Source organism: Aestuariivirga litoralis (genome assembly GCF_015714715.1).
Classification (GTDB): domain Bacteria; phylum Pseudomonadota; class Alphaproteobacteria; order Rhizobiales; family Aestuariivirgaceae; genus Aestuariivirga; species Aestuariivirga litoralis_A.
Genome location: NZ_WAHS01000002.1, coordinates 194,836 through 219,677, shown reverse-complemented (window position 1 = coordinate 219,677; position 24,842 = coordinate 194,836). Strand labels below are relative to the sequence as shown.

The following is a 24,842-nucleotide window of genomic DNA, read 5'->3' as shown; positions in this document are numbered from 1 at the left end:
GAGATGATCAATGCAATAGGCGCAATCGGCCAGATGGCCGGCACGATGGCCGCTGGCGGTGCCGCACAGAGTGGTGCTGGCATGATGAAAGATGTGGGCGATTTCGCCAAACATCTGGCGCAGACAATTCAACAAGGCGAAGCCGCAGGCGTGGCTGGTGTGAATGGCACCATGCCAGTGCAGCAGGTTGTGCAGCAGGTGCTGGAAGCCGAGCGCGCTGTGACCACTCTCGTTTCCGTCCGTGACAAGGCTGTCAGCGGGCTTCTTGAACTGACCCGTATGCAAGTGTGAGGAAGTAAATGCGCGTTCTTTCGATTGCCGCTACCGGCATGGCTGCCCAACAGACCAATGTTGAAGTCATCGCCAACAATATCGCCAATGCCAACACGACGGGCTTCAAACGCTCGCGCGCTGAATTCACTGATCTTCTCTATCAGATGGAGAAGAACAATTCGGTGCCTTCCGCTTCAGGCGACAACCTCATTCCGGAAGGTGCTGAGCTTGGTCTGGGCGTCAAGCTCTCGTCGATCCGATCGATCAATATTCAGGGCCCGATCGTCAACACCAACAACCAGCTTGATCTGGCCATCAATGGCGGCGGCTGGTTCCAGGTGCAGGGCGCTGGCGGGCAAACGCTTTATACGCGCGCTGGTACCTTGAACACCGATGCCAATGGCCAGATCGTGAATAGCGATGGGCTGGCGGTGATGCCGAACATTACCGTGCCGGCGGAAACGACGTCGATCACCATCAACAAGACGGGCGAAGTGTTTGCCCGCATTGGCAACAGCGAAACCCAGCAGAGCCTGGGGCAAATCCAATTGGCAAACTTCATCAATCCAGCAGGTCTTCATGCTTTGGGTGGCAACATGTTTGCCGTTACTGAAGCTTCAGGTCCTGCCACTGTGGGTAACCCCGGTGATCCATCTTATGGCGTGATTGAGCAGGGCTATCTTGAACAATCGAACGTGGACCCAGTGCAGGAAATCACTGACCTGATTTCCGCACAGCGCGTTTATGAATTGAACTCAAAAGTGATTTCGGCTGCTGACGACATGTCGGGCGTCATTACCAAGGGTCTTCGCTAAATGTTGCGGAAACTCGCCTATAGCAGCATGGCTGCGATCCTGGTTCTGGCGGCCGTGCCGGCTCAGGCAGAGATTTTGTCTATGCCAGTTCCGGCCCATGTTGTTCAGGCGGGGCAGGAATTGAGTGAAGGCGATTTCTACGTCAAGGACTTTGAAGTCAATGCGGTGGGCAAAGCCAACTTTGCCACCGACATGGGCCAAGTGGCCCGTATGATGACGACGAAGGTTTTGGCGCCCGGAAGGCCTATTCCGTTGAGCGTGCTTGCCACGCCTCCCGCCGTGCGCAAGGGCAAGACAACCGTCGTGCATTTTGTGACCGACGGCATCGACATCCAGGGCACGCTGATGCCGATGCAGGATGGTTCCATCGGTGAGCTGATCCCTGCGCGCAATTCCGGCAGCGGCGTCACAGTAAATGCGCTGGTGATGGCGGATGGTACCTTGAGCGTTTCAGAAAAATGAAAGCGCTGCGCTGGCTCGTCACTGTTGGCCTGGTACTCCTGGGCGGTCAGGCTTTCGCAGAAAGCCGGATCAAGGACGTGACGACCGTGCAGGGTATGCGCGACAACCAGCTGGTGGGTTATGGCTTGGTGATCGGCCTGGCCGGCACTGGCGACAGTTTGAAATCAGAACCCTTCACCGGTATTTCCATGCAGTCCATGCTGAACAAGCTGGGCGTGAAGGTGGAACCGGGCTCCGTTGGTTCAAAGAATGTGGCAGCCGTGGTGGTGACGGCAACTTTGCCACCCTTCATCGCGGAAGGCAGCCGCATTGATGTCAGCGTTTCATCGCTGGGTGATTCAACCTCACTCAATGGCGGCGTGCTGGTGATGACGCCTTTGGTGGCGGCCAATGGTGATGTGTATGCCGTGGGCCAGGGGCCCGTCGCAGCAGGTGGCTTTTCGGCCGGCGGTGCGGCCACGACGGTAACGCAGGGCGTGCCCACTACGGGCCGCATTCCCAACGGTGCGATTGTCGAGAAGGACAACACCACCGACATCAATGCGCTGAATAATTTTGCCTTGCAGCTGACCAATCCTGATTTCAGGACGGCGACGCTGATCGAGCAGGCGATCAACAATTACGCCACCAAGCGCTATGGTCAGGCCATTGCCAAGACGCATGATTTCCGTTCGGTAGACATTGTCCGTCCCGAGTCAGTGACTGCTTCGCAGATGTTCTCCGAACTTGGACAATTGACGGTAACGCCTGAAACTTCGGCGCGCATTGTGATTGACGAGAAGAACGGCACGATCGTGATGGGTGAAAGTGTTCGCCTTTCACCAGTTGCGGTTTCGCATGGCAGCATCGTGATCAAGGTGACGGAGCAGCCGATCGTTTCGCAGCCCAATCCGTTGTCGAATGGCGAGACCAAGATTGTGCCATCGACGGATGTGGCAATTGACCAGTCTGGTTCAAATCTTGCCGTGTTGCAGGGCCCCACATTGGAGCGCCTGGTGATGGGCCTCAACCGCATGGGCCTGAAGCCAACGGATATGATTGCCATCCTGCAGTCGATCAAGGCCGCCGGTGCCTTGCAGGCGGATCTGATCATCCAATGACAGTGCGCGGCACATATATTGGTGCTCTGGGCCTTTCAGCCCTTCTTGCATTTGGTGCGACATCGAATCTTCATGCCGAAGGGCACGGCGGAGAAAAGCCAAAGGCAAAGCCCGAGGCCGAGACGGAACAGCCTGTTCTTCCGACATTTGAAACGCCGCCGCAAACCCTGGCCAAGGATTATTGCGATGCTTTCGCGCGCAATGCACAGCAGGCCCGCAACGACCGCGAACGTGCAGAGCTGCAAGCGATGCAAGGTGATATTTCTTCCAAGCTGCAGGAACTGAGCGACAAGACGGCGGCACTTCAGGAATGGGTGAAGCAACGCAATGCCATTCTGGATAATGCAACGGATGCCGTTTTGAAGATCTATCAGGCAATGGATCCGGCGGCGGCGGCGAGCGAGCTTTCCAAGCTCGACCCGATGATGGCATCGGCCATCCTGCGCAAACTCAATGCCAAGAAGACCAGCGCCATCCTGGTTGAAATGGACCCCAAACACGCCGCGACACTGGTTTCCATCATGACGGCGGATTCAAAACTCTTGCAGGACGGAAAATCGTGAAGTCTGGTCAATTCGTAAGTCTGGTTTTTATTGGCCTCGCCCTTTCGGGTTGCACAGGCCTGAGCAACAAGCTGATGATGGGCGGGCCGGAACTTTCACCGGTGGGCAGCGGCCTTTCCGATAACATCCAGACCGATGCCGTAACCCAGGCGACGTCGCCGGACGTCGACCCGAAGAAGAGTTGGCAGGGCGGGCCTGCTGATTATTTCCGCGATGCGCGCGCCAGACAGGTGGGTGATCTCGTGACCATCAAAGTCGCAATGAATGACAACGCGAATTTCAACTCCACCTCGGGCGGACAGCGTAAGGCGGCCTATACAGGCTCGGCTACTGCCGACACCCCCATTCCGCTCCTGAGTGGCACGGGCTCGTTGAGCAGCTCGATGAGCGCGTCTTCCAGCGGCCAGGGCAGCGTGACGCGTTCGGAAAAGTTGAATGTTGCGGTGGCGGCAATGGTGCGTCGCGTGTTGCCCAACGGCTCGCTCTATGTCGAGGGATCTCAAGAAACACTCGTCAACTTTGAAAAGCGCGTGGTGCGCGTATCTGGGATTGTAGACCCGCGTAATATTTCAGCTGATAACACCATCGATTCCGACAAGATCGCTGAAGCGCGTATCGCTTACGGCGGCAGCGGCAGCTCCAACGACCAGCAGAAGCCGCGCTGGGGCCTGCAACTTTGGGACAAGATTACTCCGTTCTAATTGCCGGATGGCGGATTCCGAGAAAAAGGGCGGGCTGATGCAATTGGTCGTGCCCCTGCTAGTCGTGGGACTGGCAGGCGTTGGCACGGGCTTTGGTGTTTCCAAATTTATGGCCAAGCCCAAGGTAGAACCGGCCGCCACCGACGCATCGGCAACGGCCGATGCCGGCGGCCACAAAACCGAATCCAAAGAAAAACCTGCTGGCGAAAAAAAGGCCGAGGGCGACCACAAATCGGATAAGTCCGAAAGTGATGCGGTTCATTCCGCAGGTCTTTTAGTGGATCAGCAGAAGGCGATGGTTGTCGATATGAAAGACACCACCTTTGCGCCCATGGCGCCGGTGATTGCCAATCTGACATCGCCTCCCAACAGCTGGATCCGCATTGAGGGGGCGATTGCCGTCAAGCGTGGCGGCCATGACAAGCCAGAAGAAATCGTCAATCTGGTGGCACCGAAGATTCTCGATTACCTGAAAACATTGAGCATCGAACAGGTGCAGGGCGCTGACAATCTTGCCTTTTTGAACATGGATCTGAATGAGATCGTGCGGGAATCAAGCGAAGGCCAGGCGCGCGCCATTTTGGTCACGGGATTTGTAGTGGAATGAAACGCCTATTCGCTTTTGGATTTTTTCTGGCGCTTCAGGCCGGATTGGCGTTGGCCCAGACGGCACCTGCGCCCGCACCTGATGGCGGCCAGTTTGTAAGCGGTTTGGAAGGCCTGGCCTCCGGACGCATCGTACAATATATCATTCTGTTCTCGGTGCTCTCATTGGCGCCCAGCATCGTGGTGATGGTGACCAGCTTCACCCGCATCATCGTGGCATTGTCTTTCCTGCGCAGCGGCCTTGGCCTTCAGACAACGCCAGCCAACGTCGTGCTGGTGTCACTCGCGCTGTTTCTGACCAGCTTCATCATGGCGCCGACGCTTAACAAAGCGTGGACGGATGGCATCAAGCCATTGACCGACGGCAAAATCACCGAGCAGCAGGCCTTTGATAACACGGTTGGCCCGTTCAAGGATTTCATGCTGAAAAATGTGCGCGAGAAGGAGCTGGCCTTGTTCCAGGGTCTGGCCTCGCAGAATGAATTCGGCCCCGAACCGCAGGCAAGCGACCTGCGCATCCTGGTGCCGGCCTTCATGCTTTCTGAATTGCGCCGTGGCTTTGAGATCGGTTTTCTGATCGTCCTGCCGTTCCTGATCATTGACCTTGCGGTGGCCACGATCACCATGTCGATGGGCATGATGATGCTGCCGCCGACGGTTTTATCGCTTCCCTTTAAGATTTTGTTTTTCGTATTAATTGACGGTTGGACACTTCTGGCGGGTAGTTTAGTTCGTTCATTTCATTAGATAAAACGTCGAATTCGTAGTGCTTTGAGAGGCCCGGGAAACCGGGCCTTTTGCATTGAGGCCTGTTCGGAAAAAATTAAGCAAAGCCAGTAACGTGTTCTTAAAACCGCTTATGTAAGTTGATCTGCATATCAGGACGCGCCCTGTAGCGCGTTGCATTGTTGCTCTCCTGATATTCCGGCTTCGATCCGGCATGTTCCCCAAAAAAACAAACAACACTATTGGAGTATCAACATGTCGAGTATTCTCACTAACACTGCGGCCATGACCGCCCTCAAGAACCTCCAGTCCACCAATATGGCGCTGCAGGACACCCAGAACCGCATTTCAACCGGCCTCAAGGTGAACTCTGCCGCTGACAACGCCGGTTATTGGTCGATTGCCACCACAATGCGTTCGGACAAGAGCTCGTTGGACACCGTGAACAGCGCCCTGGGCGTTGGCAACTCGGCTGTCGGCACCGCCTATAACGGCGTGACCGCCGCCATCAAGACGGCGCAGGCCCTCAAGGACCAGCTGGTTTCCGCTGCCCAGTCCGGTTCGGACCGCACCAAGATCCAGGCTCAGGTCGCGCAGCTTCAGAAGCAGTTGAAGTCCACGGCTGATGCCACCAATTTCAACGGCCAGAACATCCTGTCGGTTGACTCAAGCGCTTCGAGCTACAATGCCACTGACTCGATCATGTCTTCCTACAGCCGCACCTCGGCTGGTGTGTCTATCGGCACCATCGACATCGATGTTGGCACCACCAAGCTTTATGACTCGAACGGCAACGCCGGCATCCTCGACAAGAACATCGGTTCGGGCTCGGTGTCTGTTGCCACCCTCGACATCTCGGCGCTGACCGACTCGGCTGCTGACCAGACCACCCTCACGGGCCTGATCAAGGGCGTGGACGATGCGATCACCTCGATGACCACCGCTGCTTCCAACCTCGGTGCCGTTCAGTCGCGCATCAAGGACCAGCAGACCTTCCTGACTTCGCTGTCTGACTCGCTGACCTCGGGCATCAGCTCGCTGGTTGACGCCGACATGACGACGGAATCAACGAAACTGCAGGCTCTGCAGGTTCAGCAGCAGCTCGGTACGCAGGCTCTGAGCATTGCAAACCAGAGCTCGCAAGCCATCTTGAAGCTCTTCCAGTAAGAGTTTGAGGTTCGACTAACCAGCACTTGGAAGACCCTCCGGGAAAAGCGTCCCGCCTTCGGGCGGGCGCTTAACTCTACATTAACCAAATTCGATCAAATTGGTTTCATGACGAAGTGGCGAAGGCCACCAGGCATGAGGCCTTTTCGTCATTCCGGCTCGATCCGGCATGTCCACGATTGAAGATGATCCAATGTGAGGGCATCCAGGATGACCAGTATCAATACAAATCGCGCGGCTATGACGGCACTCGCGAGCCTTAATATGACGCAGAAGCGCTTGGACAGCACCCAAGAGCATATCTCTACTGGCCTCAGGGTCAACAGCGCAACGGACAATGCGGCCTACTGGTCTATCGCCACGACCATGAAATCCGACAATTCCGCGTTGTCCACCATCAAGGATGCCCTTGGCCTCGCCTCGGCCACCATCGATGTGACTTACACCGCGCTCAATTCCGAAGTGACCACCGTCCAGAAAATCAAGGACAAGCTGGTTGCCGCCGCCGCACCGGGCGTGGACAAGGCCAAGATTCAAACCGAAATCGCTGCCCTTCAAGGCCAGCTGAAATCCACCGCCGATAGCGCCAACTTCTCTGGCGAAAACTGGCTCTCGGTTGACTCGAGCGCGCCTGGCTACAATGCCTCGAAGTCGATCCTGTCATCCTTCTCGCGCAGCACCGCAGGTGTTTCGATCCAGACCATTAGCTTTGACGGCGACACGACCAAGCTGTTTGACGCCAATGACAAGTCTGGCATCCTGGACAAGGAAGACACCACCACCAATGGTGGCGTGGCTTATTCCACCGCCACCCTCGACATTTCGGCAATGTCGACCTCTCCGAATGATACGGCTGATCTCAAGCAGATGATCTCCTATGTCGATGCGTCTTTGACGAAGCTCACGAATGCGGCCGCCAATGTGGGCGCATTGAAAACCCGTGTGGATGCTCAGAGCAACTTCGTAACCACGCTGATGGATGCCGTGACTCGCGGTGTGGGTTCGCTGGTTGACGCTGACATGAGCGAAGAATCCACCAAGCTTCAGGCCCTTCAGGTGCAGCAGCAGCTCGGTACGCAAGCACTCTCGATTGCTAACCAAAGCTCACAGGCCATCCTGAAACTCTTCCAGGGTTAAGAAGCGCTCTCGTCCGTTCTCTAGTAAAGACGCCGGCTTTCGTTTCTTGATCTGAGTGAGTTGACCGATGAAGTTTTTAAATCTGGCGCTAGCGTCCGTCATGAAGCTCGGATTGAAGCGGGGCATCCCGCTTCTGGTGGCACTGGCGGTTTTCGCCGGGTTGCTTACGGCCAGTTTCGTGCTGTTCAACAAGCCGGTGCGCCAGGTGCTTTATTCCGGATTGACGCCCGATGACGTCAACCAGATCGGCATGGTGCTTTCCGAATCAAATGTTCCCTTTGATGTGAACGAGGCCGGCACATCCGTGCTTGTCGATTACGGCAAGACGGCACAGGCCCGCATGATCCTGGCCGAAAAAGGCCTGCCGAAGAGCGACAAATCGGGCTACGCGCTCTTTGACCAGATGGGCTCATTGGGCCTCACTTCATTCATGCAGCAGATCACCCGTGTGCGTGCGCTTGAAGGCGAGCTTGTGCGCACCATCCAGCAGCTGGACGGCATCAAGACCGCGCGCGTGCATCTGGCTTTGAAGCCGGATAACACTTTCAAGACCAAGGAAGACCAGCCGACGGCTTCCGTGGTGATCCGCACCATCGGGCGCCCCGCAGAGCAAACGATCATGTCCATCCGCCAAATCGTGGCGGCGGCCATTCCCGGCATGCTGCCTGATCATGTGACGGTGATGACCACCGACGGCACGCTGCTCAACGCAGGTACGGCTGGCGGCAGCGAACAGGACAAGATGCTGGATCTGCAGAAATCCGTTTCCAGCGAAACCCAAGACCGCATTGAACGCACGCTGGCACCGGTTGCCGGCATGAGCAATGTGCGGGTGAGCGTGACCACCGAACTCAATACCGACAAGCGCCAGATCAACCAGACCAACTTTGATCCTGAATCAAAGGTCGAGCGTTCGATGCGCACGGTGAAGTCATCCGATCAATCGAGTGACAGCGGCAATGGCTCTAATATTTCAGTCGACCAGAATATTCCGCAGGAAGTGAAGCCGGGCACGGCTGGCGGCGGCGCTGACTCGAAGAAAAAAGAGAGCAAAGAAGAGACGGTCAATTACGAGCTGAACAGCGTGCAGACCGCCACGGAATCACAGGGTTTCCGGATCGAGAAACAGTCGATCGCTGTGGTGATCAACAAGCAGGCGTTGGCGAAGCTTTTGGGCGGCGCCAATGGCCAGGTTGATCAAAGCAAGCTCGACGCACAGGTCAAGGATATCGAAGACACGGTGAAGACGGCGGCCGGCTATGACGAAAAGCGCGGCGACACCATCCACGTGACGGCAGTTGATTTCGCCCCTGAAGATGCAACGCTGGAACCGCTGGCCGGGCCGAGCTTCGTGGAAATTCTCAAAGGCAATCTGGGCACCATGATCAATGCCCTGGCGCTGATCATTACTGCTGTCGTGGTTCTTATGCTGGGCGTGAAGCCGGTGTTGAAATTCCTGGCCGAGATTGGGCCTTCGTCTGCTGCGCCTCCGATGCTGGGTGGCGACATGGGTGGCATGGGCAATGCCATGGGTTCCCTGCCCATGGGTGGGAATTCGATGGGCATGCCAGCGACGGCTGATTTCGGCGCGGCCTTCGGGCTTTCAGACAATCCTTCTGCTGATGATCCTCGCGCACGCTTGAACCGTGTGGTGGGTGGCGACGTGAACCGCGCCGCCCAGGTGATGAAGCAATGGCTGGCCGACGGCGCCAATGAGGCCGCATGATCACTCTTTCAGAATGGTCGCGCCGCAGGCCGCCTCAACCTGCCTTTGACGGATTTGGTTTTGACGGCGGGTTTCAGGCCGATGAAAGCGGCGTCGAAGAATTTGACGCGCTATTGGGCGGGCTGCTTGACAACATCGAGGCCAGCGTGCGCCGTGACGTGGCAGCGGGCGTCGATGCCAGATGCGCTTCCGTAGCAGCCTCGGTGACCCAAGATATCGACGAGAAGATATCGCATTTTGCGGCCCGCATGAGTGCTGACCTGACGGGTCAGTTCAATGCAGTCCTGAAGCCCTGGATGGGCAAGCAGATTGAAACTGTAGCGATTGAGAGCTTCTGCCAAGCGGTTGCCTCCGCCCTGGGCGATGAGCTGTCGCAGGATGTTGCCGTGCAAGTGCCGAAAGCCTTGCAAGCCAGGCTGGAAGCCGCGTTCCAGCGCGAAGGGATCAAGGCGAAAGTGTCACCATCGCCGGACGCCGAGTTGTACGCCAAGGTGCGCAGCACCAGCGTGTCGACCGAAATCAGCGTGTGGCAAGCTAAATTGAATAGTGTGCTGCCATGAGCGATCATACCGACGAACACCACCACGCAGAAATTGTCATCGTAAGGCGCAAGCACGGCGATCATGACGGGCACCATGGTGGCGCCTGGAAAATCGCCTATGCCGACTTCGTGACGGCCATGATGGCCTTCTTCCTGGTGATGTGGCTGGTGAACTCGGCCAATGAAGCCACGCGTGCCAAGGTGGCGAGCTATTTTAACCCAATCAAGATGACCGACCCTTCGCCGGCAGGCAAAGGCCTGCGCGAAGTGCCGAACCCAAAACATACGGATACGAAAGCTCCGCCAGAAGTTTCGGGCAGTGCCGAAAAGCAGGGTGACGCGGTTGAAGCCAAGGACGGCGGCAAGGCGGAACAAGCGAATGTCTCGGCGCAAAAGTCCGAAGACAACATGATGCATGATCCATACAAGGCGATCGATTCGATCTCCACCGAAGGATCAGGTCAGCCGTCTGGCCGCGAAGTTGAAATCGTCAGCGAAAAGAGCGGCGATCCCTTTGATCCCAAGGCCTGGGAAGCGCTGCGTGAAGGCAAGAAGAATTCTGAAACCTCACAGGCGCCGGCTTTGGCCAATAATGGCGCGGTGATGGATCATGAGCCGACTTCGGCCACCAAGACGGCTGAAGAATTTCCGCCGCAGACCTCAAAAGTTCCAGTTGAGACCAGCAAGGACGCTCCGGTAGCCAAGACAGGTGAAAACCAGATTGGCCAGAGCGCTGCAGGCGAACAAAAGGCCGGCGACCAGAAGGTTGGCGAAAGTGCAGCGGGCGATCAAAAAGCCGGCGACCAGAAGCTGGGTGAGCAGAAGTCCGGTGAGAACCAGGTTGCAGCGACGCCCGTCGAAAAGACCCAGACGGCCGAAGTGACACCTGAACAGGTGACGCCGCCGGTTGCTCCGACCAAAGACAATCCCGCCCAAGATACGGCAGCGGCCCAGAACCAGAAAGTTGCTGATACGGCGCTGGTTGACCAGACGGCCAAGGCCATTTTGGAAGCGGCCAAGGTTGCCGGTGTGTCCGAGAGCCTGAATATTTCAGTGAAGATGACCTCAGAGGGCCTGCTCATCGTATTGAGCGACAAGGTTGGCAGTTCAATGTTTGACATCGGTTCTGCTGCACCCACCCAGCCTTTGGTCGCGGTGGTTGAATCCATCGGCAAGATCCTGAACTCACAGCCCGGCAAAGTGGTGGTGCGCGGTCACACGGATGCCCGCCAGTACCGTTCGCTGAAATTCGACAATTGGCAGCTGTCAACATCGCGCGCCCATATGGCCAGCTACATGCTGCTGAAGGGGGGATTGGATGAGGGCCGCATTCTGAAGATTGAAGGGTTTGGCGCCACCAGTCCGATCGAGAATTCGGACCCGCTGGCACCGGAAAACAGAAGAGTGGAGTTCCTTCTCCAGAGGTAGGAACAGGTTGTGAAGCTGCGTTTAAAGCCGCGTCTGCCGGGTAAGAAAACGGCAATCATCATGGGTGTTTCCGTGCTGCTGATCGGCGCGGGCGGCGGCGCTTTGCATTTTTTCGGCCCCAAGGGTGGCATTATCCATGCAGGCCTGGTGAAGGTGGGCCTTGCTGCCGAGCATGCGGCAGAAGCTTCCGAAGATGACAAGCGCGCTGCAGCCGATGCTGCAGATTGGAAGGCTGAAATATCCGAGCCTGAAGTTGCGCTCCATAGCGACATCATTCACAAAGTGCGCACATTGCAGCTTGAACTGACCGCCATGTCGCGCGGTGACCCGGAGGCCAGCACCCGGTTCAAGAAAGTCATGATCGAGATGCGCACGCTGCTGCGCGGCTCCAGTTTTGAAAAGCTTGATCCGGCGGAGATTGATGCGCTGGTTGTCTATGTGCTGTCGGGGGGAACGCCCGATCTGGTGCTGAAGGCCACCGCCGTGACGCCGATGAGCACAAGGCGCAAGGCGCTTCTTCAGGCAGCTTTGGCCTATGTGAGTGATAGCCCGAAACTGGCCGCGGAAAAGCTATCCGTGCTTGATCCGGCCGCCTTTCCTGATCCGATTGCCGCGCGCCTCAACATGATGCTGGCTCAGGTTCATAATGATGCGCCGTTTGAAGAACGGCGGGGCTATCTGGTGGAGGCAGCCAACCACGCTTTGGGCACGCTGGTGGAAGAAGCAGCCACGCGCCGCCTCGTTGCCTTGGCTTCGACCAAGCAGCAGCGGCTTGATTTTGTCTATTGGGCCAGCCGCTATGAGCGGCGCTTTCCCAAATCGCTTTATTACAGCGATTTCGCGACCGACTTGGTGAAGGGCATTGCCGGGATGGAAAAGAACAAAACGCCGGTTGCAGATGTTGATCTGGAATTGCTGGCCGCTGCCTTACCGTTGGACCGCAAGGTTGCCGTCATGGGTGATTTGCAGGCGACAGCCTTGCGCGCTGGCTATAAACGGCTGTGCAGTTTCGCCTTTGGAAAGATTGTAAAACTCGCCGCTGAAGGCTCGGAAGACATGAACCGCGCGCGGCTTTATCAGGCGGCCTGCAATGTAGGCGATGGTGAAGCGGCGCTTCAGGTTTTGACCAATTTCAAGGCAGCTTCCTTCAGCATGGAGGATGTTGAAGTGTTGCGGGCGGCCACTTCGCTGGCCGATGGCATTGCGCAGCAAATCTCCAATCCGGTGGAACCGGTTTATGGGCCGCAGCAGCCTTATGAAGATTTTGACACCGTCAAAAAGCTTAACGCAAGTGTCGCACAACAATTGGAGACTACAAGCAAGGCGTTGGAGGGACTATCACCTTGAAGACGTCTGATGTAACGAGTTCGCCTAATGTAAGTGCCAGTGGTTTTGCAAAGTCTGCGAAACACCTCAAGTTGGTTGGGAAGACTTCTGGAAATAAAAGTGACAGTTTTGCGGATCTGTCTGCCTTATTGAACCCCGAAACCGAGTCCCAAAACCCCAAAACGAATTCCGGAAAATTACAGATCAAGGCGCAAGCCCACGTGAAAGCCCATGTTGGTGCGAACGCTGGCGATGACGCTTCTGCCTCCAATGATTTTGTTGCATTGCTGAACCAGGTCGAAGCCAAGCTGGCCAGCCCGCGTGCGACAGCTGACGAAGAAGCGTCCGGCGAGGCGCAGGATGACGCTGCCGTTGACGAAGAGGCCGATGTGCCCGCTGTCAAAAGCCAGAATGGCACAACGAGCCTGTTTGCCGGGGCATATATGATGCGCGGCTGGGATGCCGATTTCCTGACTCCCGCCAAGAAAATCGCCACCGATGAAGTTGCCAATGATGTATCGAGCACGGCTCAGCCCGCTGTCGATGCGAAGCAAACAAAGGCCGCCTCGCACGCTGCGCTGGTGAAAACACCAAAGTCGCTCGAGGCTGTGGATGATGCCGCTGCTGCCCTAGCACCGGTCCAGCCGGTCAAGAATTTTGACAAGCCCGAGGTCAAGACAGCTGACGAAGCAGCCGGCACCAAGTTTAAGACAACTGAAGCGGCGGTGGCCGAAACGAAGGTTTCGCCGCGCAACCCGTCCACACCTGCAATTCACCAGGCTTCTGCTGCTCAGGCCGCCGCCGATACGTCCGGCATCAGAACTGAAACTGCTGCCAAGTTTGAAATTTCAGGCAAGGTTGGCCTTGCTGGACCCTCCAAGACTGATGGCGCCTCGACCGATTCAGACGATGATGCTCAGGTAATTGCTGGTGCACAGGCCAGTGGCCTCGTTGGCGAAATCCATGTGACGCAACGCCATGACGATGGTGGTGCCTCGAATGGCTCTTCCGGAAGGGAAAAGGAACCCCAGCACAAAGAGCAGAATGTGGCGAGCGCCAAGGTTCTGGAAACCTCAATGCAGGTTAAGGCTGAAGCGGTTGCATCTGCCAGCCATGTTGCCGCCGATTCAGCTTCGCCAGTGACGCAGATTGTTGAACGCATCTTGCAGGAATTGCCGGCACAGCGCGTGGCCGCCGATACATCGCAAGTGGCGCAGGCCTCCAAGGTTTTGACGGTGCGCCTGCATCCGGAAGGCCTGGGCAATGTGCTGGTAAAAATTTCAAATTCCGGCGGTGCCCTCAAGATCAGCCTGGCTTCGGAACAAAAGACAACGGGTGACCAGCTTGAATCGGATTCGACCCAATTGCTGCAGGCCCTGCAGCAGGTGATGCCGGCGTTCAAGTCTGACAGCCTGTCGTTCTCCACCCAGGACCAGGGACCCAAAGATAATCCGCAGACCAGCGGCAACCAGAGTTCCGCCAACCAGAGCGGTGCTGGCAGCAACGCAAATCCCGGTCAATCGAACGGGAGCGAGGGACAGAATGACAGTGGCAGGCAAGCTCCAAATGCTCAGACCTATGGCATGCCGCGCAGGCGTTCTGGCGAAACCGCGAACAGCACTGATGCTGGTGGTGGCCAGCGTTCTGGCAGCATTTATCTGTAATTCTTCTCCGGCACTGGCATCGCAGGACGGCAAGATCTGCGAGCAATATCTGCAGGCGGTTTCTGACTCAGAGCAAGTACCGCTGGGCGTGCTCTATGCCGTGGGTATGACGGAGAGCGGCAACAAGGGCAGCCTGCATCCCTATGCTCTCAATATCCAGGGCAAGAGCGTCATCACCTATTCCCAGGAAGATGCGATGCGCCAGTTCCGCTGGGCGCGCATGCAAGGCAAAAAGCTGATCGACCTGGGGTGCATGCAAGTGAATTGGCACTATCACGGGAAGAACTTCGCTTCGCCCGAAGAGATGCTGGATCCGCAGAAAAACATCATTTACGCGGCACGGTTTCTGAAAGAGCTTCGTGCTTCGGAAGGCGGATGGACGCAAGCCGTGGCGCGTTATCATGCCAGCCCGCGCATCCCCCAGGAACAGAAGCGCTATGTGTGCAGTGTGATCCGCAATCTGGTGGCTTCCGGCTTTGGTGCCTGGACTTCCGACGCGCGTTCTTACTGCGGCCGCTGATTACCAAATTGGGATTCACTAACAATCTTTTGTTGTGTCTTGTCTGACACTTCCCTGATGCAATTTTAGGAAAATCTGAGCGCTCCACTACAGCCTGCCGCAAGTTGATTATGCCAAGCTTGGGGGACAGTTAGTGGGAGCTTATGATGAGCCTATATGGAGTAATGCGTACCAGCGCTTCTGGCATGGCCGCCCAGGCGAGCCGTATTTCAGCCGTCTCAGACAATGTCGCCAATTCCAATACCGTCGGTTACAAGGAAGTGAACACGCAGTTCTCTTCGATGGTGATCGACAATGCGTTGTCTTCTTACAATTCCGGTTCCGTCGCCGTTGAAACCCGCCGCATGGTTGATGGGCAGGGTACGCTGGTGGGCACCAATTCGTCCACCGACCTTGCCATCCAGGGCAATGGGTTCTTCCTCGTGCAGGATTCGGCGGGCAACAACGTGATTACCCGTGCAGGTAATTTCGTTCCCAATTCCAACAATGAACTGGTCAACGCCGCTGGCTACAAACTGATGGGTTATCCCATTCTCAATGGCGATCCGAGCATTGTGGTGAATGGTTATACCGGCCTCGTGCCGATTACCACGAGCAGCAGCCAGCTTTCGGCGGAGCCTTCGACGACGGGTATTTTCCAAGCCAACATGCCTTATGATGCCACGGCCGTTGCAGCTGCCAATCTGCCTTCGACCAATACGGCAAGCTCAACTTATACCAACAAGTCTTCGCTGGTGGTTTATGGCAACCAGGGCCAGCAAGTCACTCTTGACCTTTATTTCAGCAAGACTGGCCCCGATACTTGGGAAGTCAGCGCCTTTGACCAGTCCACTGCGACCAATGGCGGCTTCCCTTATGGTGCTTCGGGTTCTGCCCCGCTTTCCACCAAGACGCTGACCTTCAGCTCTTCCAACGGCCAGATGACGACGACGCCGACGACGCTGTCGCTGACTGTTCCAGGCGGGCAGGCGCTGTCGCTGGATCTGACGGGTACCACCGAACTTGCCACCAACTACTCGGTGATCTCATCAGGTGTGAACGGCAACAAAGCATCAGCCCCCAAAACCGTTGAAATTGCCGATGACGGCACGGTCTATGTGGCTTTCGATAATGGCACGCGCAAAGCCGCTTATCGCATTCCGCTGGCCACCGTGGCCAGTGCCGACAACCTCAACTCGCAGTCCGGCAACGTCTTCGTGACCACGTCGGAATCGGGTGGCTTGCAGATCGGCTTTCCGGGTGATCCCGGATTCGGCAACGTGAAATCGAGCCAGCTTGAGCAATCAACGGCGGACATTGCGACGCAGTTCACCGAAATGATTGACGCGCAGCGCACATACACGGCCAATTCCAAGGTATTCCAGACAGGTGCAGACCTGATGGACGTCCTGGTCAACCTGAAGCGCTAAGGTTTGATCATTTGATATGAGCGGTTTGACTTCGGCACTTTCCAATGCACTTGCGGGGCTTCTGGTCACGTCGGGGCAGAGTGCCGTCGTCTCGCGCAACATTACGCGCGCCAGCGATCCGGATTATGCCCGTGAAACGCTGGCGCCCACCACCAACTCCGATGGCGGCGTGCAAAGTGGCGCGCTGCAGCGTGCTGCCAGCAAGCAGCTGACCGACGCGCTTTTGGCGGCCACCAGCGACAGCGCCGGACAAAGCTCGATCCTCGCCGCCTTTACTTCACTGAGCAACACTGTCGGCGATGTTGAATCAGATGGCTCCGTAGCTTGGGGCATTGACCAGCTGCAGCAGGCCTTGCAGGCTTCTGAATCAGATCCTTCCAATGTCACCATGGCCAACCAGGTGATCACCCAGGCCAAGAGCCTGGCGCAAATTCTGAACGATGCCTCAAAGAAGGTTGAAGACGTTCGCGAAACCGCTGATACCGGAATTGATACTTCGGTCAAAAATCTGAATTCGCTTCTGGCGCAATTCCAGAAGATTGATAATTCGCTGTCCAGCGGCACCATTTCCAATGACGAAAAGGCCGCCGCCCAAGATCAGCGCGACGCTTTGCTGAAGCAGATTTCCCAGGAAATTGGCATCCGGACAAACCAACGCGCTGATGGCAGCATGGCCATCTATTCCGACGGCGGTGTTACGCTTTACGACCGCGTGCCGCGCACCATAACATTCCAGCCTTCGCTGACGCTTTCTGCTTCCAGTGCCGGCAATGGCGTTTATGCCGATGGCGTGCAGATCCTCGGCGCCAATTCGCCGATGCCGACGAAGACCGGCAATATCGCGGCCTATGCCAAGGTGCGCGATGAAGTAGGCCCGACCTACCAGAACCAGCTTGATGAAATTGCCCGCGGGCTTGTCACCGCCTTTTCCGAAAAAGACCAGAGTGGTGGGGGCGGTGCGGATGCAACCGGCCTGTTCAGCTATTCGGGCTCTCCCGCAGTACCTGCTTCAGGCACACTGATTTCCGGGCTTGCTGCTTCGATCAGTGTAAATGCCGCCTTTGATTCAGGTGCCGGCGGCAACCCCAATCTGGTGCGCGATGGCGGCGCCAATGGTGCGGCCTATAAATACAACACGACCGGTGTTTCCGGTTTCCAAGCCCGCCTCAGTTCCTTGATGAGCGCGATGAGCGCACCGATGACATTTTCGTCGGCCACCAAACTTTCGTCCAGCTATTCCCTGACGGGGCTGGCCACGGCTTCGGCAGGTTGGGTGGAAGCGGGCCGCTCGGATGCCACCAAGGTTTCGACCGCGGCTGACGCCGTGATGAGCCGTGCCACCGATGCACTGTCGCGCACCACGGGTGTGAATATTGATGATGAAATGTCGCAGCTTCTGGCGCTGGAGAAATCCTACCAGGCGGCGGCCAAGATCATGACGACGGTGAATTCAATGCTGGGCCAACTCATGGATTCGGTGAGGTAGTGATATGATCGGGGGCGTTTCCACACTTTCATATTTCCTCAACATGCAGGATAACATGCGCAAGTCGCAGGTGAACTTGCAGAAGGCGCAGAACGAGCTGAGCTCGGGCCGCTATGATGACGTGAATTTGCAACTGGGTGGAAATGTCAGCCGCAATCTTTCCTGGCGGCTTGATCTTTCGCAGGTCAGCAATTTCATCGACACCAACACCCAGGCCAATGACCGCGCCAGTGCCACCCAGACCGCACTGGATGCGATCAAGAATTCGGCCAACACTTTTCTTGGCACACTGGCGGGCGCGCGCAGTGCTTCCAATGGGCAGACGCTGATCAAGTCCAGCGCGGCATCCATGCTGCAAAGTTTTCAGCAGACGGTGAACACGTCTTATGGCGGGCAATATTTGATGTCCGGCCAGAATAATAGCGAACCGCCGATGAGCACTTATGCCGGCGGCGCAGCGCAGGATTCGTTCGATTTCGCCTTCCAATCCTATTTTGGCTTTGCCAAGACCGATGCGCAGGCTGCCAACATTACCCCGACCCAGATGAAGGGCTTCCTCGACGGGCCGTTTGAGGATCTCTACAGCGGCACGGCCTGGACGACGGACTATTCGGCCGCATCCACCGACAATATCAAGACCCGGATCGACAAGTCGCAAACGGTCGATGTCTCGGCCAATGCCAATGATGCTGCCTTCAAGAACATGCTGAAAGGCATGGTGGCGGTGATGGATGCAGGCACCGGCAATCTGAATACCACGACTTTTCAATCTGTTATCGATTATGCCCTGTCCAAGACCAGCACCGCGATCCAGGGCATTGGCGAGATTGAATCCAAGATCGGCTCGGCCCAGCAGGCCATTTCCCTGGCGACCAGCAAGCATACCGCCGTCAAAACCATCCTTCAGGGGCAGATTTCCACCACTGAAGGGGTTGATCCCACCGAGGCCTCCATGCGGGTGACCACCATGATGACCCAGGTCCAGGCCAATTACGCAGTTACAGGCAAGCTTCAGCAGCTAAGTTTGTTGAACTATATCTCTTAAGGCAGCGCGTTCAGGCATGTACAAGAAACTTTATGATGAAGTTGCGGGCGAAACCTCTGCCAGAATCCGGCAGAATGAGGTCAGCGCGCTCAATCATTCGATCAAGCTGATGCGGGAGGCGGAAGCCGTCGGCATCACCAGCCGCGAATCAATCGAGGCCATGTTCTTCGTGAGCCGTCTCTGGGGCGTGTTCCTGGAAGACTTGGCGTCGAGCGAAAACCTGTTGCCGACTGATCTGAAGGCCAAAATCATTTCCATCGGCATCTGGGCGCTGAATTACTGCGAATCCGTCCGCCAGGGTGCGAAGAAGAATTTCCAGCCGTTGATCGAAGTCTCTGAAATCATCGCCAAGGGGCTTCAGGCGCGCGCATGAAAATCCACCTCAAGCGCAACGAGAAGCTCTTTTTGAACGGGGCGGTCATTCGTCTGGACCGCCGCGGCTCGATCGAGCTGTTGAACGATGCACAATTCCTGCTCGAAGCACATGTGATGCAGCAGGAAGACGCCAAGCAACCATTGCAGCAAATCTATTTCATCGTGCAGTCCATGCTGATGGACCCCACCAATGTTCCCTATGTGATGGAATTGTTCCGCGCTTTCTCGGTGCGTGTGAAGCTGAACAGCAAATCTGCCAAATACACGGAATTCATCGAAGCCATCGAAAAGCAGGTGGAAGCCCAGGATTTCTTCGGCGCGCTGAAAGTGCTGCGCCGTTCGTTCGAACTCGACGAAGATGCGCCGGGTTCCGTTTCGCTTTCCAAAGTCAGTTCATCGGAGGCCGCGTAATGACAACTGTTCCACCCGTTGGTTCATCTGGATCAAGCTCGACCAGCGCAGCTCAGGCTTCGGCAAACCTTGACTACAATTCGTTCCTCAAGCTGCTGTTGGCGCAGATGAAGAACCAGGACCCTACCGCACCGGTGGATCAGACGCAGATGCTGGCACAGCTTGCGCAGTTCAGCGCGGTTGGCCAGAGCGTGCAGCTGAACGACAAGGTTGCGCAATTGATCAGCAACCAGCAGGCCACCACGGGCGCTGCGCTGATCGGCAAGAATGTGACCGATATGGTGGGCAATATTTCCGGCACGGTGAAATCCGTGAGCATCACCACAACAGGAACCTCTGTCCTGTTGACCAATGGCTATAGCTTTGATCCCTCGACGGGCATCACGATTAACGGGTAATCCACTATGAATGAAGTTGACGCACTCGAACTGGTGCAGACCGCGCTGCGGACCGCCATTTGGATGTGCGCGCCGCTGGTGCTGCCGTCGATGGTGGTGGGCATCATCATTGCGCTGCTTCAGGCACTGACGCAGATCCAGGAATCAACGCTTACCTTTGTGCCCAAAATGATCGTGGTCTTCCTGTCGGCCATGGCCTCCGCCGCCTTTGTGGGTGCGCAGTTGCAGGCCTTGACGGAGACGACCTATGACCGCATCGCGACCGGCTTCTGAAGCGCTAAATCATGACCACGATTGAGGCCCCCCGCCTTGCGCCCCGCAAAACGGCGGATCTCTACCTTGCCTTTGGCGTGGCCGCCATTCTTGGCATTCTGTTCGTGCCAATCCCCGCCTTCCTGCTGGATGTTGCGCTTTCGCTTTCGGTCTCCGTCGCCATCCTGATCCTGATGGTGTCGCTGTGGATTGAGCGACCGCTTGATTTCTCTGCCTTCCCGCTGATCCTTCTCGTCACCACCATGTTGCGCCTGGCGCTCAACGTGGCAACCACGCGTCTGATCCTGACCCATGGTGCTGAAGGCACGCATGCCGCAGGCAATATGGTGGGTGGCTTTGCCGATCTGGTCATGGGCAGCGATTTCATCATCGGTGCGGTGGTCTTCGTCATCCTCCTCACAGTGAATTTCATCGTGATCTCGAAAGGTGCCACGCGTATCGCCGAAGTTGGTGCGCGTTTCACTTTGGATGCCATTCCCGGCAAGCAGATGGCGATTGACGCCGATCTGTCCTCCGGCCTGATTGACGAAACTGAGGCCCGCCGCCGCCGCTCTGAACTGGAACAGGAAAGCTCCTTCTACGGCTCGATGGATGGTGCCTCGAAATTCGTGCGCGGTGATGCCATTGCCGGTCTGATCATCACCTTCATCAATTCGTTCGGCGGCATCATCATCGGCATTACCCGCCACGGCCTCGATGCCGCCACGGCAGCCGACACTTATATCAAGCTCACCGTGGGTGACGGCCTTGTTACGCAAATCCCCGCGCTGATCATTTCGCTGGCAGCCGGTTTGCTCGTTTCCAAAGGCGGCAACAAGGGTACGATTGAACAGGCAATCATCAAGCAACTGGGCGGCTATCCGCGCGCCTTGATGATGGCTTCCGGCATGCTGGTGTTGATGGCGTTGATGCCGGGCCTGCCATTTCTGCCGTTCTTTATCATCGCCTGCGCCTTTGGTGGCATGGGCTATCTGGTCAATACCAACCGCAAGCAGGAAGCGACAGCCGTGGCTTCTGCCAAGAAGACGGCAGATGAGGCCAAAGTTCAGGAAGCGACGTCCAACACCAAGAAGTTGCTGCAGGTGGCGGAGATTGAGCTTTGCCTTGGCCGGCAGCTTTCGGCCACGATGCTGGTTTCGCATAGCGAGCTGGCATCGCGCGTGATGAAGATGCGCAAGAAGTTTGCGCTCGAATATGGCTTCGTGATCCCCGAGATCAAGCTGACCGGCGATCTTACGCTGTCGCCGAAACAATATGCCATCAAGGTGCATGGCACTTTGGTGGCCAATTATGAATTGCGCCCCGGCGAAGTGCTGGTGGTGACGTCAGGCAAGGGCCCGCCCGATGTGCCGGGCGATGTGGTGCGCGAGCCCGCCTTCGGGCTGGAGGCCATGTGGGTGCCTGACATGTTCTCCACCGAGCTTCAGGCCGGTGGCTTCATGCCGGTCGATACGATGTCGGTGATGCTGACTCATCTCTCAGAAGTCGTTCGTAACAATCTGGCGCTACTGTTCTCGTACCGCGACATGCGCGGTATCACTGAGAGCCTTGAGCCAGAATACAAGAAGCTGCTCGACGAAATCGTGCCGAGCTTGCTGTCCTTCTCGACGTTGCAGGCGGTGATGAAGTTGCTGCTCGGTGAGCGCGTTTCGATCCGCAACCTGCATCAGATACTCGAAGCGGTGGCAGAATTTGCACCGCATTCGCGCAAGCCGGAACTGATCGCTGAACATGTACGTATCCGCATTGCGCAGCAGATTTGCGGCGATATCAGCGAAGAAGGTGCGCTGCGCGTGCTGCGCCTTGGCAGCACATGGGATGGCGCCTTCCTGCAGGCCCTGCGCCGCGACAACAAGGGCGAAGTTATCGAGTTCGACATCGATCCGAAGCAGCTGGAAGCTTTCGTTGGCGATGCCACCAAGGCGATCAAGAAGCAGCTGGAAACCGGCATGAGCTTTGCGCTGTCGTGCTCACCTGAAGCACGCCCCTATGTCCGCATGGTGATCGACCGCGTGTTCCCCAATCTGCCAGTGCTGTCGCATATGGAAGTGGCGCGCGCGGTTAAACTGGAGATTCTGGGCTCAGTCACGTGACCCCGGTTCTGCTCAATTATTTCATCGGTTACTTTCTAGTGGTGTGTCGCATTGGCATTGCGTTTGCCTCGATGCCTGCATTGTCCGGCCCGCGCTATCCGATGATGGTGCGCATGTTACTGGCGCTTGCCGTATCGGCGGCCATTGCACCCTTCGTGGTGAAGCCCGATGGGGCCAGTCTTTCACCGGAAAACAGTGATGTGGTGTGGAAGGTACTGTCGGAAGTCGTGGTGGGCTTTGTCTTTGGCTTCTGGGGCTATTGCTACATTCACGCCGCACGCTTTGCCGGTGCCTTCATTGTCAATGCCATCGGCCTTTCCGGTATTCCCGGCACGCCGGTGGACGATCCGGAATCGGGCGGCCAGGTGACCGGCCTGATCTCGATGGGCTTCACGGCGCTGGTCTTCGCTACCGATTTGCATTTCGTCACCATCCAGGCGCTGATCGGATCCTATGATACTATTCCGCTGGGGCAGTTTCTCGACATGCAATGGGCCATGCCGCGTATGCTGCAAATTCTTTCGCGCTCATCCGTAGTGGCGTTGCAGATGGCCAGCCCGTTCATCGTATTGTCGATCGTGATCAATCTTGGCCTTGGCATTGCCAACAAGATGACGCCCCAGCTCTCGGTGTATTTCGCATTCACCGGGCTTGTAACTTTTGTCTCACTGGTGGTGCTGGCCATTGTGAGCCCGACTATCTTACTGCTGGCGGTGGATGCCTACCGCGAATTCATTACTAGTGGATTCATCTGATGGAAGAACTTCGGCGCAATCGCAGGCTCACATCCGCCCACAAACAATTGTCTACCGTGCAAGCGACTCGCATTGGTGAAATCCATACCGCCATCGCTGCCTGTGACCAAGCGCGCGAACGCGCGATGGGAAAGATTGAGATGTTCGGCAATAGCCAGCTGTTCAATCCAAGCTCCATCTCACGCGCCTTGCGCGATCTTAGCGACAAGCGGGTGAAGCTGGAGAAGGATCTCGCCGCGGCGGAACTCGAGCAGGCCAAGCTGGAAATCATTATCGAAAGATTAAGAGAAACCCAGCTGGAGCTTGAGCAAGTGGCGTTTGAAGAAGAAATGGCCGAGTCCATCGAAGAATGGACCAACCGTGACCTCGGCGATGTAGAAATTCCGCGCCGGAACGCGCGGCGCTAGGTCCTCGTAAGGTGGGCACAAGCTCACTCTCATATCCTTCCGGTAATATTGGGAGTTGGGTATCTCATGTCAGTCGATGTCATTGCGGGCGTTATGGGTGCAGTCAACCAGGATCAGGCCACGGCCCGGTTTCAGGTGGCCACCGCACAGTCCAAGGCCCTTCAGGCCAAGCAGCCCGCCTTTGCTGCACTGATGCAGAAGATGCTTCCACTCAAAACCAACCAGATCGCAGATGCCAATGATGGCGGACTGTACGGCACCGCCGACCACACGGTGCAAGCCCCGCAGGCCAAGCGCAAGGCTGATGCCATGGTGGCCCTTGAAGGCGCACTCATGACCAAGATGGTGGATTCGATGATGCCGAAGGACGAGAACAGCGTCTATGGCAACGGCATTGCTGGAGAGACCTGGCGCAGCTTCGCCGTGGACCAGATGGGCAAGACCATGGCCAAGGGCGACCTGCTGAATTTCAACCGAAAGGAAGCGAGCGCCACCCCCAGCCAGGCCGTGAACCTTTTCGGCCAGGGCTTTGGCGCACCCAATGAAATGAAGATCACGCCCTTTGCTGGCGAAAGCTGATTGAACGAGGCCCTTTGATGCAACTTGCTAATGACACTGCCGCCACCACGTCCTCGCTGGAATCCGCTATTGGAAAACTGGAATCTGTGCTGCAGGAAGAAAACACCAAGCTGGAGGCAAATGCTGCCTATGAGCATGGCCCGTTCATCATCCGCAAGAACCAGATCCTCCGTGAGCTGATGATGCTGCAGCGGGCTGAAGATCATAAATCCGCTACCGCTGCGATGAGCGACCGGTTGCGCGGCGTGCGCCAGCTGGTGACGCATAATCATGCCTTGCTGGGCGCACAGGTCAGCGCGATGAATCAGGTTACCGAAATTCTCACCAATGTTGCACTTTCGGAAAGTGCTGACGGCACCTATTCGCGCAACCAAATGGGTGACTGATGATCAAGATGTTCATGGCTGGTCTGTGGGGCGTGGCCATGGTCGGTGTGGGCGCTTTTCTCGGCGTTTCTTTCGCTTCAGATGATTCCAAGAAAGATGATGGCAAGGACAAGCCTGAATTCGAACAGGTGATGACCGAAATGACGGCGGCGCCGATCATTGTTGAGAACCACCTCGAAGGCTATCTGGTGTTTCGCATCAAGAGCCTGGTTGACAAGCACAAGCTTACCAATGCCGGCATTGACCTTACGCCCTATCTGGTCAGCTCTGCCTTTGAAGCGGCCTATCAGTTTTATGATCACGGTGTGCCTTCGATCAGGCCTTCGGACCTGCCGCAGATGTCGGACCTGATTGCCACCATTGCCAATCGCAAACTGGGTTCTGAAGCCGTGAGCAGCGTGCAGATGGACCAGTTCAATTATGTTCCGAGCGACAAGATCCGCGAGAACATCCTTGGCAAAAAAGACTAA

At 56.7% G+C, this 24,842-nt stretch carries 29 protein-coding genes; all 29 read left to right on the top strand.

All coding sequences use genetic code 11. The features are described 5' to 3' along the window. Window positions 1-3: 3 nt before the first annotated feature. The 29 genes from F8B91_RS12775 (at window position 4) to F8B91_RS12635 (ending at window position 24,842) form a co-directional block, all read left to right on the top strand. Window positions 4-291, top strand: coding sequence for a flagellar hook-basal body complex protein FliE (locus tag F8B91_RS12775; RefSeq protein WP_196504216.1), 288 nt, complete (start codon window positions 4-6; stop codon window positions 289-291). Between the two features lie 8 nt (window positions 292-299). Then, on the top strand, window positions 300-1,088 hold the full coding sequence (gene flgG / locus F8B91_RS12770; RefSeq protein WP_196504215.1) for a flagellar basal-body rod protein FlgG: 789 nt from the start codon (window positions 300-302) through the stop codon (window positions 1,086-1,088). After that, window positions 1,089-1,550 (top strand): flagellar basal body P-ring formation chaperone FlgA, encoded by a 462-nt coding sequence (gene flgA, locus F8B91_RS12765; protein ID WP_196504214.1) that lies wholly within the window; start codon window positions 1,089-1,091, stop codon window positions 1,548-1,550. Further along, window positions 1,547-2,650 carry a flagellar basal body P-ring protein FlgI gene (locus tag F8B91_RS12760; protein ID WP_196504213.1) on the top strand — a complete coding sequence of 368 codons (1,104 nt, stop codon included), beginning with the start codon at window positions 1,547-1,549 and terminating at the stop codon, window positions 2,648-2,650. The genes flgA and F8B91_RS12760 overlap by 4 nt, the downstream gene beginning before the upstream one ends. Continuing rightward, the gene (locus tag F8B91_RS12755; RefSeq protein WP_196504212.1) at window positions 2,647-3,213 is read left to right on the top strand and encodes a MotE family protein; all 567 of its coding nucleotides are present in this window, start codon (window positions 2,647-2,649) and stop codon (window positions 3,211-3,213) included. Before F8B91_RS12760 ends, F8B91_RS12755 begins: the two co-directional genes overlap by 4 nt. Beyond that, window positions 3,210-3,914 carry a flagellar basal body L-ring protein FlgH gene (locus tag F8B91_RS12750; RefSeq protein ID WP_196504211.1) on the top strand — a complete coding sequence of 235 codons (705 nt, stop codon included), beginning with the start codon at window positions 3,210-3,212 and terminating at the stop codon, window positions 3,912-3,914. The genes F8B91_RS12755 and F8B91_RS12750 overlap by 4 nt, the downstream gene beginning before the upstream one ends. Window positions 3,915-3,921: 7 nt before the next feature. Continuing rightward, window positions 3,922-4,521: a flagellar basal body-associated FliL family protein gene (locus F8B91_RS12745; protein ID WP_196504210.1), complete on the top strand. Its 600-nt coding sequence runs from the start codon at window positions 3,922-3,924 to the stop codon at window positions 4,519-4,521. Further along, window positions 4,518-5,267: a flagellar type III secretion system pore protein FliP gene (gene fliP, locus F8B91_RS12740; protein WP_196504209.1), complete on the top strand. Its 750-nt coding sequence runs from the start codon at window positions 4,518-4,520 to the stop codon at window positions 5,265-5,267. The genes F8B91_RS12745 and fliP overlap by 4 nt, the downstream gene beginning before the upstream one ends. Before the next feature lie 234 nt (window positions 5,268-5,501). Then, window positions 5,502-6,413, top strand: coding sequence for a flagellin (locus tag F8B91_RS12735; RefSeq protein ID WP_196504208.1), 912 nt, complete (start codon window positions 5,502-5,504; stop codon window positions 6,411-6,413). 210 nt (window positions 6,414-6,623) lie between these two features. After that, complete coding sequence (locus F8B91_RS12730) at window positions 6,624-7,550, top strand: flagellin (RefSeq protein WP_196504207.1); 927 nt, start codon at window positions 6,624-6,626, stop codon at window positions 7,548-7,550. Window positions 7,551-7,650: 100 nt separating this feature from the next. After that, on the top strand, window positions 7,651-9,276 hold the full coding sequence (fliF, locus tag F8B91_RS12725; RefSeq protein ID WP_196504206.1) for a flagellar basal-body MS-ring/collar protein FliF: 1,626 nt from the start codon (window positions 7,651-7,653) through the stop codon (window positions 9,274-9,276). Further along, window positions 9,273-9,836: a hypothetical protein gene (locus F8B91_RS12720; protein WP_196504205.1), complete on the top strand. Its 564-nt coding sequence runs from the start codon at window positions 9,273-9,275 to the stop codon at window positions 9,834-9,836. The genes fliF and F8B91_RS12720 overlap by 4 nt, the downstream gene beginning before the upstream one ends. Next, the gene (locus F8B91_RS12715; protein WP_196504204.1) at window positions 9,833-11,245 is read left to right on the top strand and encodes a MotB family protein; all 1,413 of its coding nucleotides are present in this window, start codon (window positions 9,833-9,835) and stop codon (window positions 11,243-11,245) included. The genes F8B91_RS12720 and F8B91_RS12715 overlap by 4 nt, the downstream gene beginning before the upstream one ends. A 9-nt stretch (window positions 11,246-11,254) precedes the next feature. Beyond that, entirely contained in the window at window positions 11,255-12,592 is a 1,338-nt protein-coding gene (locus tag F8B91_RS12710; protein WP_196504203.1) for a hypothetical protein, read from the top strand. A gap of 200 nt (window positions 12,593-12,792) precedes the next feature. Then, on the top strand, window positions 12,793-14,235 hold the full coding sequence (locus F8B91_RS17080) for a flagellar hook-length control protein FliK (protein ID WP_196504202.1): 1,443 nt from the start codon (window positions 12,793-12,795) through the stop codon (window positions 14,233-14,235). Then, the gene (locus tag F8B91_RS12700; protein WP_196504201.1) at window positions 14,195-14,755 is read left to right on the top strand and encodes a transglycosylase SLT domain-containing protein; all 561 of its coding nucleotides are present in this window, start codon (window positions 14,195-14,197) and stop codon (window positions 14,753-14,755) included. Before F8B91_RS17080 ends, F8B91_RS12700 begins: the two co-directional genes overlap by 41 nt. Window positions 14,756-14,919: 164 nt before the next feature. Then, window positions 14,920-16,164, top strand: a complete 1,245-nt coding sequence (locus F8B91_RS12695; RefSeq protein ID WP_348641796.1) for a flagellar hook protein FlgE — start codon at window positions 14,920-14,922, stop codon at window positions 16,162-16,164. A gap of 16 nt (window positions 16,165-16,180) precedes the next feature. Beyond that, the gene (gene flgK / locus F8B91_RS12690) at window positions 16,181-17,650 is read left to right on the top strand and encodes a flagellar hook-associated protein FlgK (RefSeq protein ID WP_196504199.1); all 1,470 of its coding nucleotides are present in this window, start codon (window positions 16,181-16,183) and stop codon (window positions 17,648-17,650) included. Between the two features lie 4 nt (window positions 17,651-17,654). After that, the gene (locus tag F8B91_RS12685) at window positions 17,655-18,695 is read left to right on the top strand and encodes a flagellar hook-associated family protein (protein ID WP_196504198.1); all 1,041 of its coding nucleotides are present in this window, start codon (window positions 17,655-17,657) and stop codon (window positions 18,693-18,695) included. Between the two features lie 16 nt (window positions 18,696-18,711). After that, window positions 18,712-19,068 carry a flagellar biosynthesis regulator FlaF gene (flaF, locus tag F8B91_RS12680; protein ID WP_196504197.1) on the top strand — a complete coding sequence of 119 codons (357 nt, stop codon included), beginning with the start codon at window positions 18,712-18,714 and terminating at the stop codon, window positions 19,066-19,068. Then, window positions 19,065-19,481: a flagellar biosynthesis repressor FlbT gene (locus tag F8B91_RS12675; RefSeq protein ID WP_196504196.1), complete on the top strand. Its 417-nt coding sequence runs from the start codon at window positions 19,065-19,067 to the stop codon at window positions 19,479-19,481. The genes flaF and F8B91_RS12675 overlap by 4 nt, the downstream gene beginning before the upstream one ends. Beyond that, on the top strand, window positions 19,481-19,879 hold the full coding sequence (locus F8B91_RS12670) for a flagellar hook capping FlgD N-terminal domain-containing protein (protein WP_196504195.1): 399 nt from the start codon (window positions 19,481-19,483) through the stop codon (window positions 19,877-19,879). Before F8B91_RS12675 ends, F8B91_RS12670 begins: the two co-directional genes overlap by 1 nt. 6 nt (window positions 19,880-19,885) lie before the next feature. Next, window positions 19,886-20,152 (top strand): flagellar biosynthetic protein FliQ, encoded by a 267-nt coding sequence (locus F8B91_RS12665; protein ID WP_196504194.1) that lies wholly within the window; start codon window positions 19,886-19,888, stop codon window positions 20,150-20,152. Between the two features lie 11 nt (window positions 20,153-20,163). Next, entirely contained in the window at window positions 20,164-22,245 is a 2,082-nt protein-coding gene (gene flhA / locus F8B91_RS12660; RefSeq protein WP_196504193.1) for a flagellar biosynthesis protein FlhA, read from the top strand. Continuing rightward, a complete protein-coding gene (locus F8B91_RS12655; protein WP_196504192.1) occupies window positions 22,242-23,000 on the top strand; it encodes a flagellar biosynthetic protein FliR in 759 nt (252 codons plus the stop codon). The genes flhA and F8B91_RS12655 overlap by 4 nt, the downstream gene beginning before the upstream one ends. Further along, complete coding sequence (locus F8B91_RS12650; protein WP_196504191.1) at window positions 23,000-23,407, top strand: hypothetical protein; 408 nt, start codon at window positions 23,000-23,002, stop codon at window positions 23,405-23,407. Before F8B91_RS12655 ends, F8B91_RS12650 begins: the two co-directional genes overlap by 1 nt. 66 nt (window positions 23,408-23,473) lie before the next feature. Continuing rightward, window positions 23,474-23,986 carry a hypothetical protein gene (locus tag F8B91_RS12645; protein ID WP_196504190.1) on the top strand — a complete coding sequence of 171 codons (513 nt, stop codon included), beginning with the start codon at window positions 23,474-23,476 and terminating at the stop codon, window positions 23,984-23,986. A gap of 17 nt (window positions 23,987-24,003) precedes the next feature. After that, on the top strand, window positions 24,004-24,372 hold the full coding sequence (locus tag F8B91_RS12640; RefSeq protein ID WP_196504189.1) for a hypothetical protein: 369 nt from the start codon (window positions 24,004-24,006) through the stop codon (window positions 24,370-24,372). Then, window positions 24,372-24,842 (top strand): hypothetical protein, encoded by a 471-nt coding sequence (locus tag F8B91_RS12635; RefSeq protein WP_196504188.1) that lies wholly within the window; start codon window positions 24,372-24,374, stop codon window positions 24,840-24,842. The genes F8B91_RS12640 and F8B91_RS12635 overlap by 1 nt, the downstream gene beginning before the upstream one ends.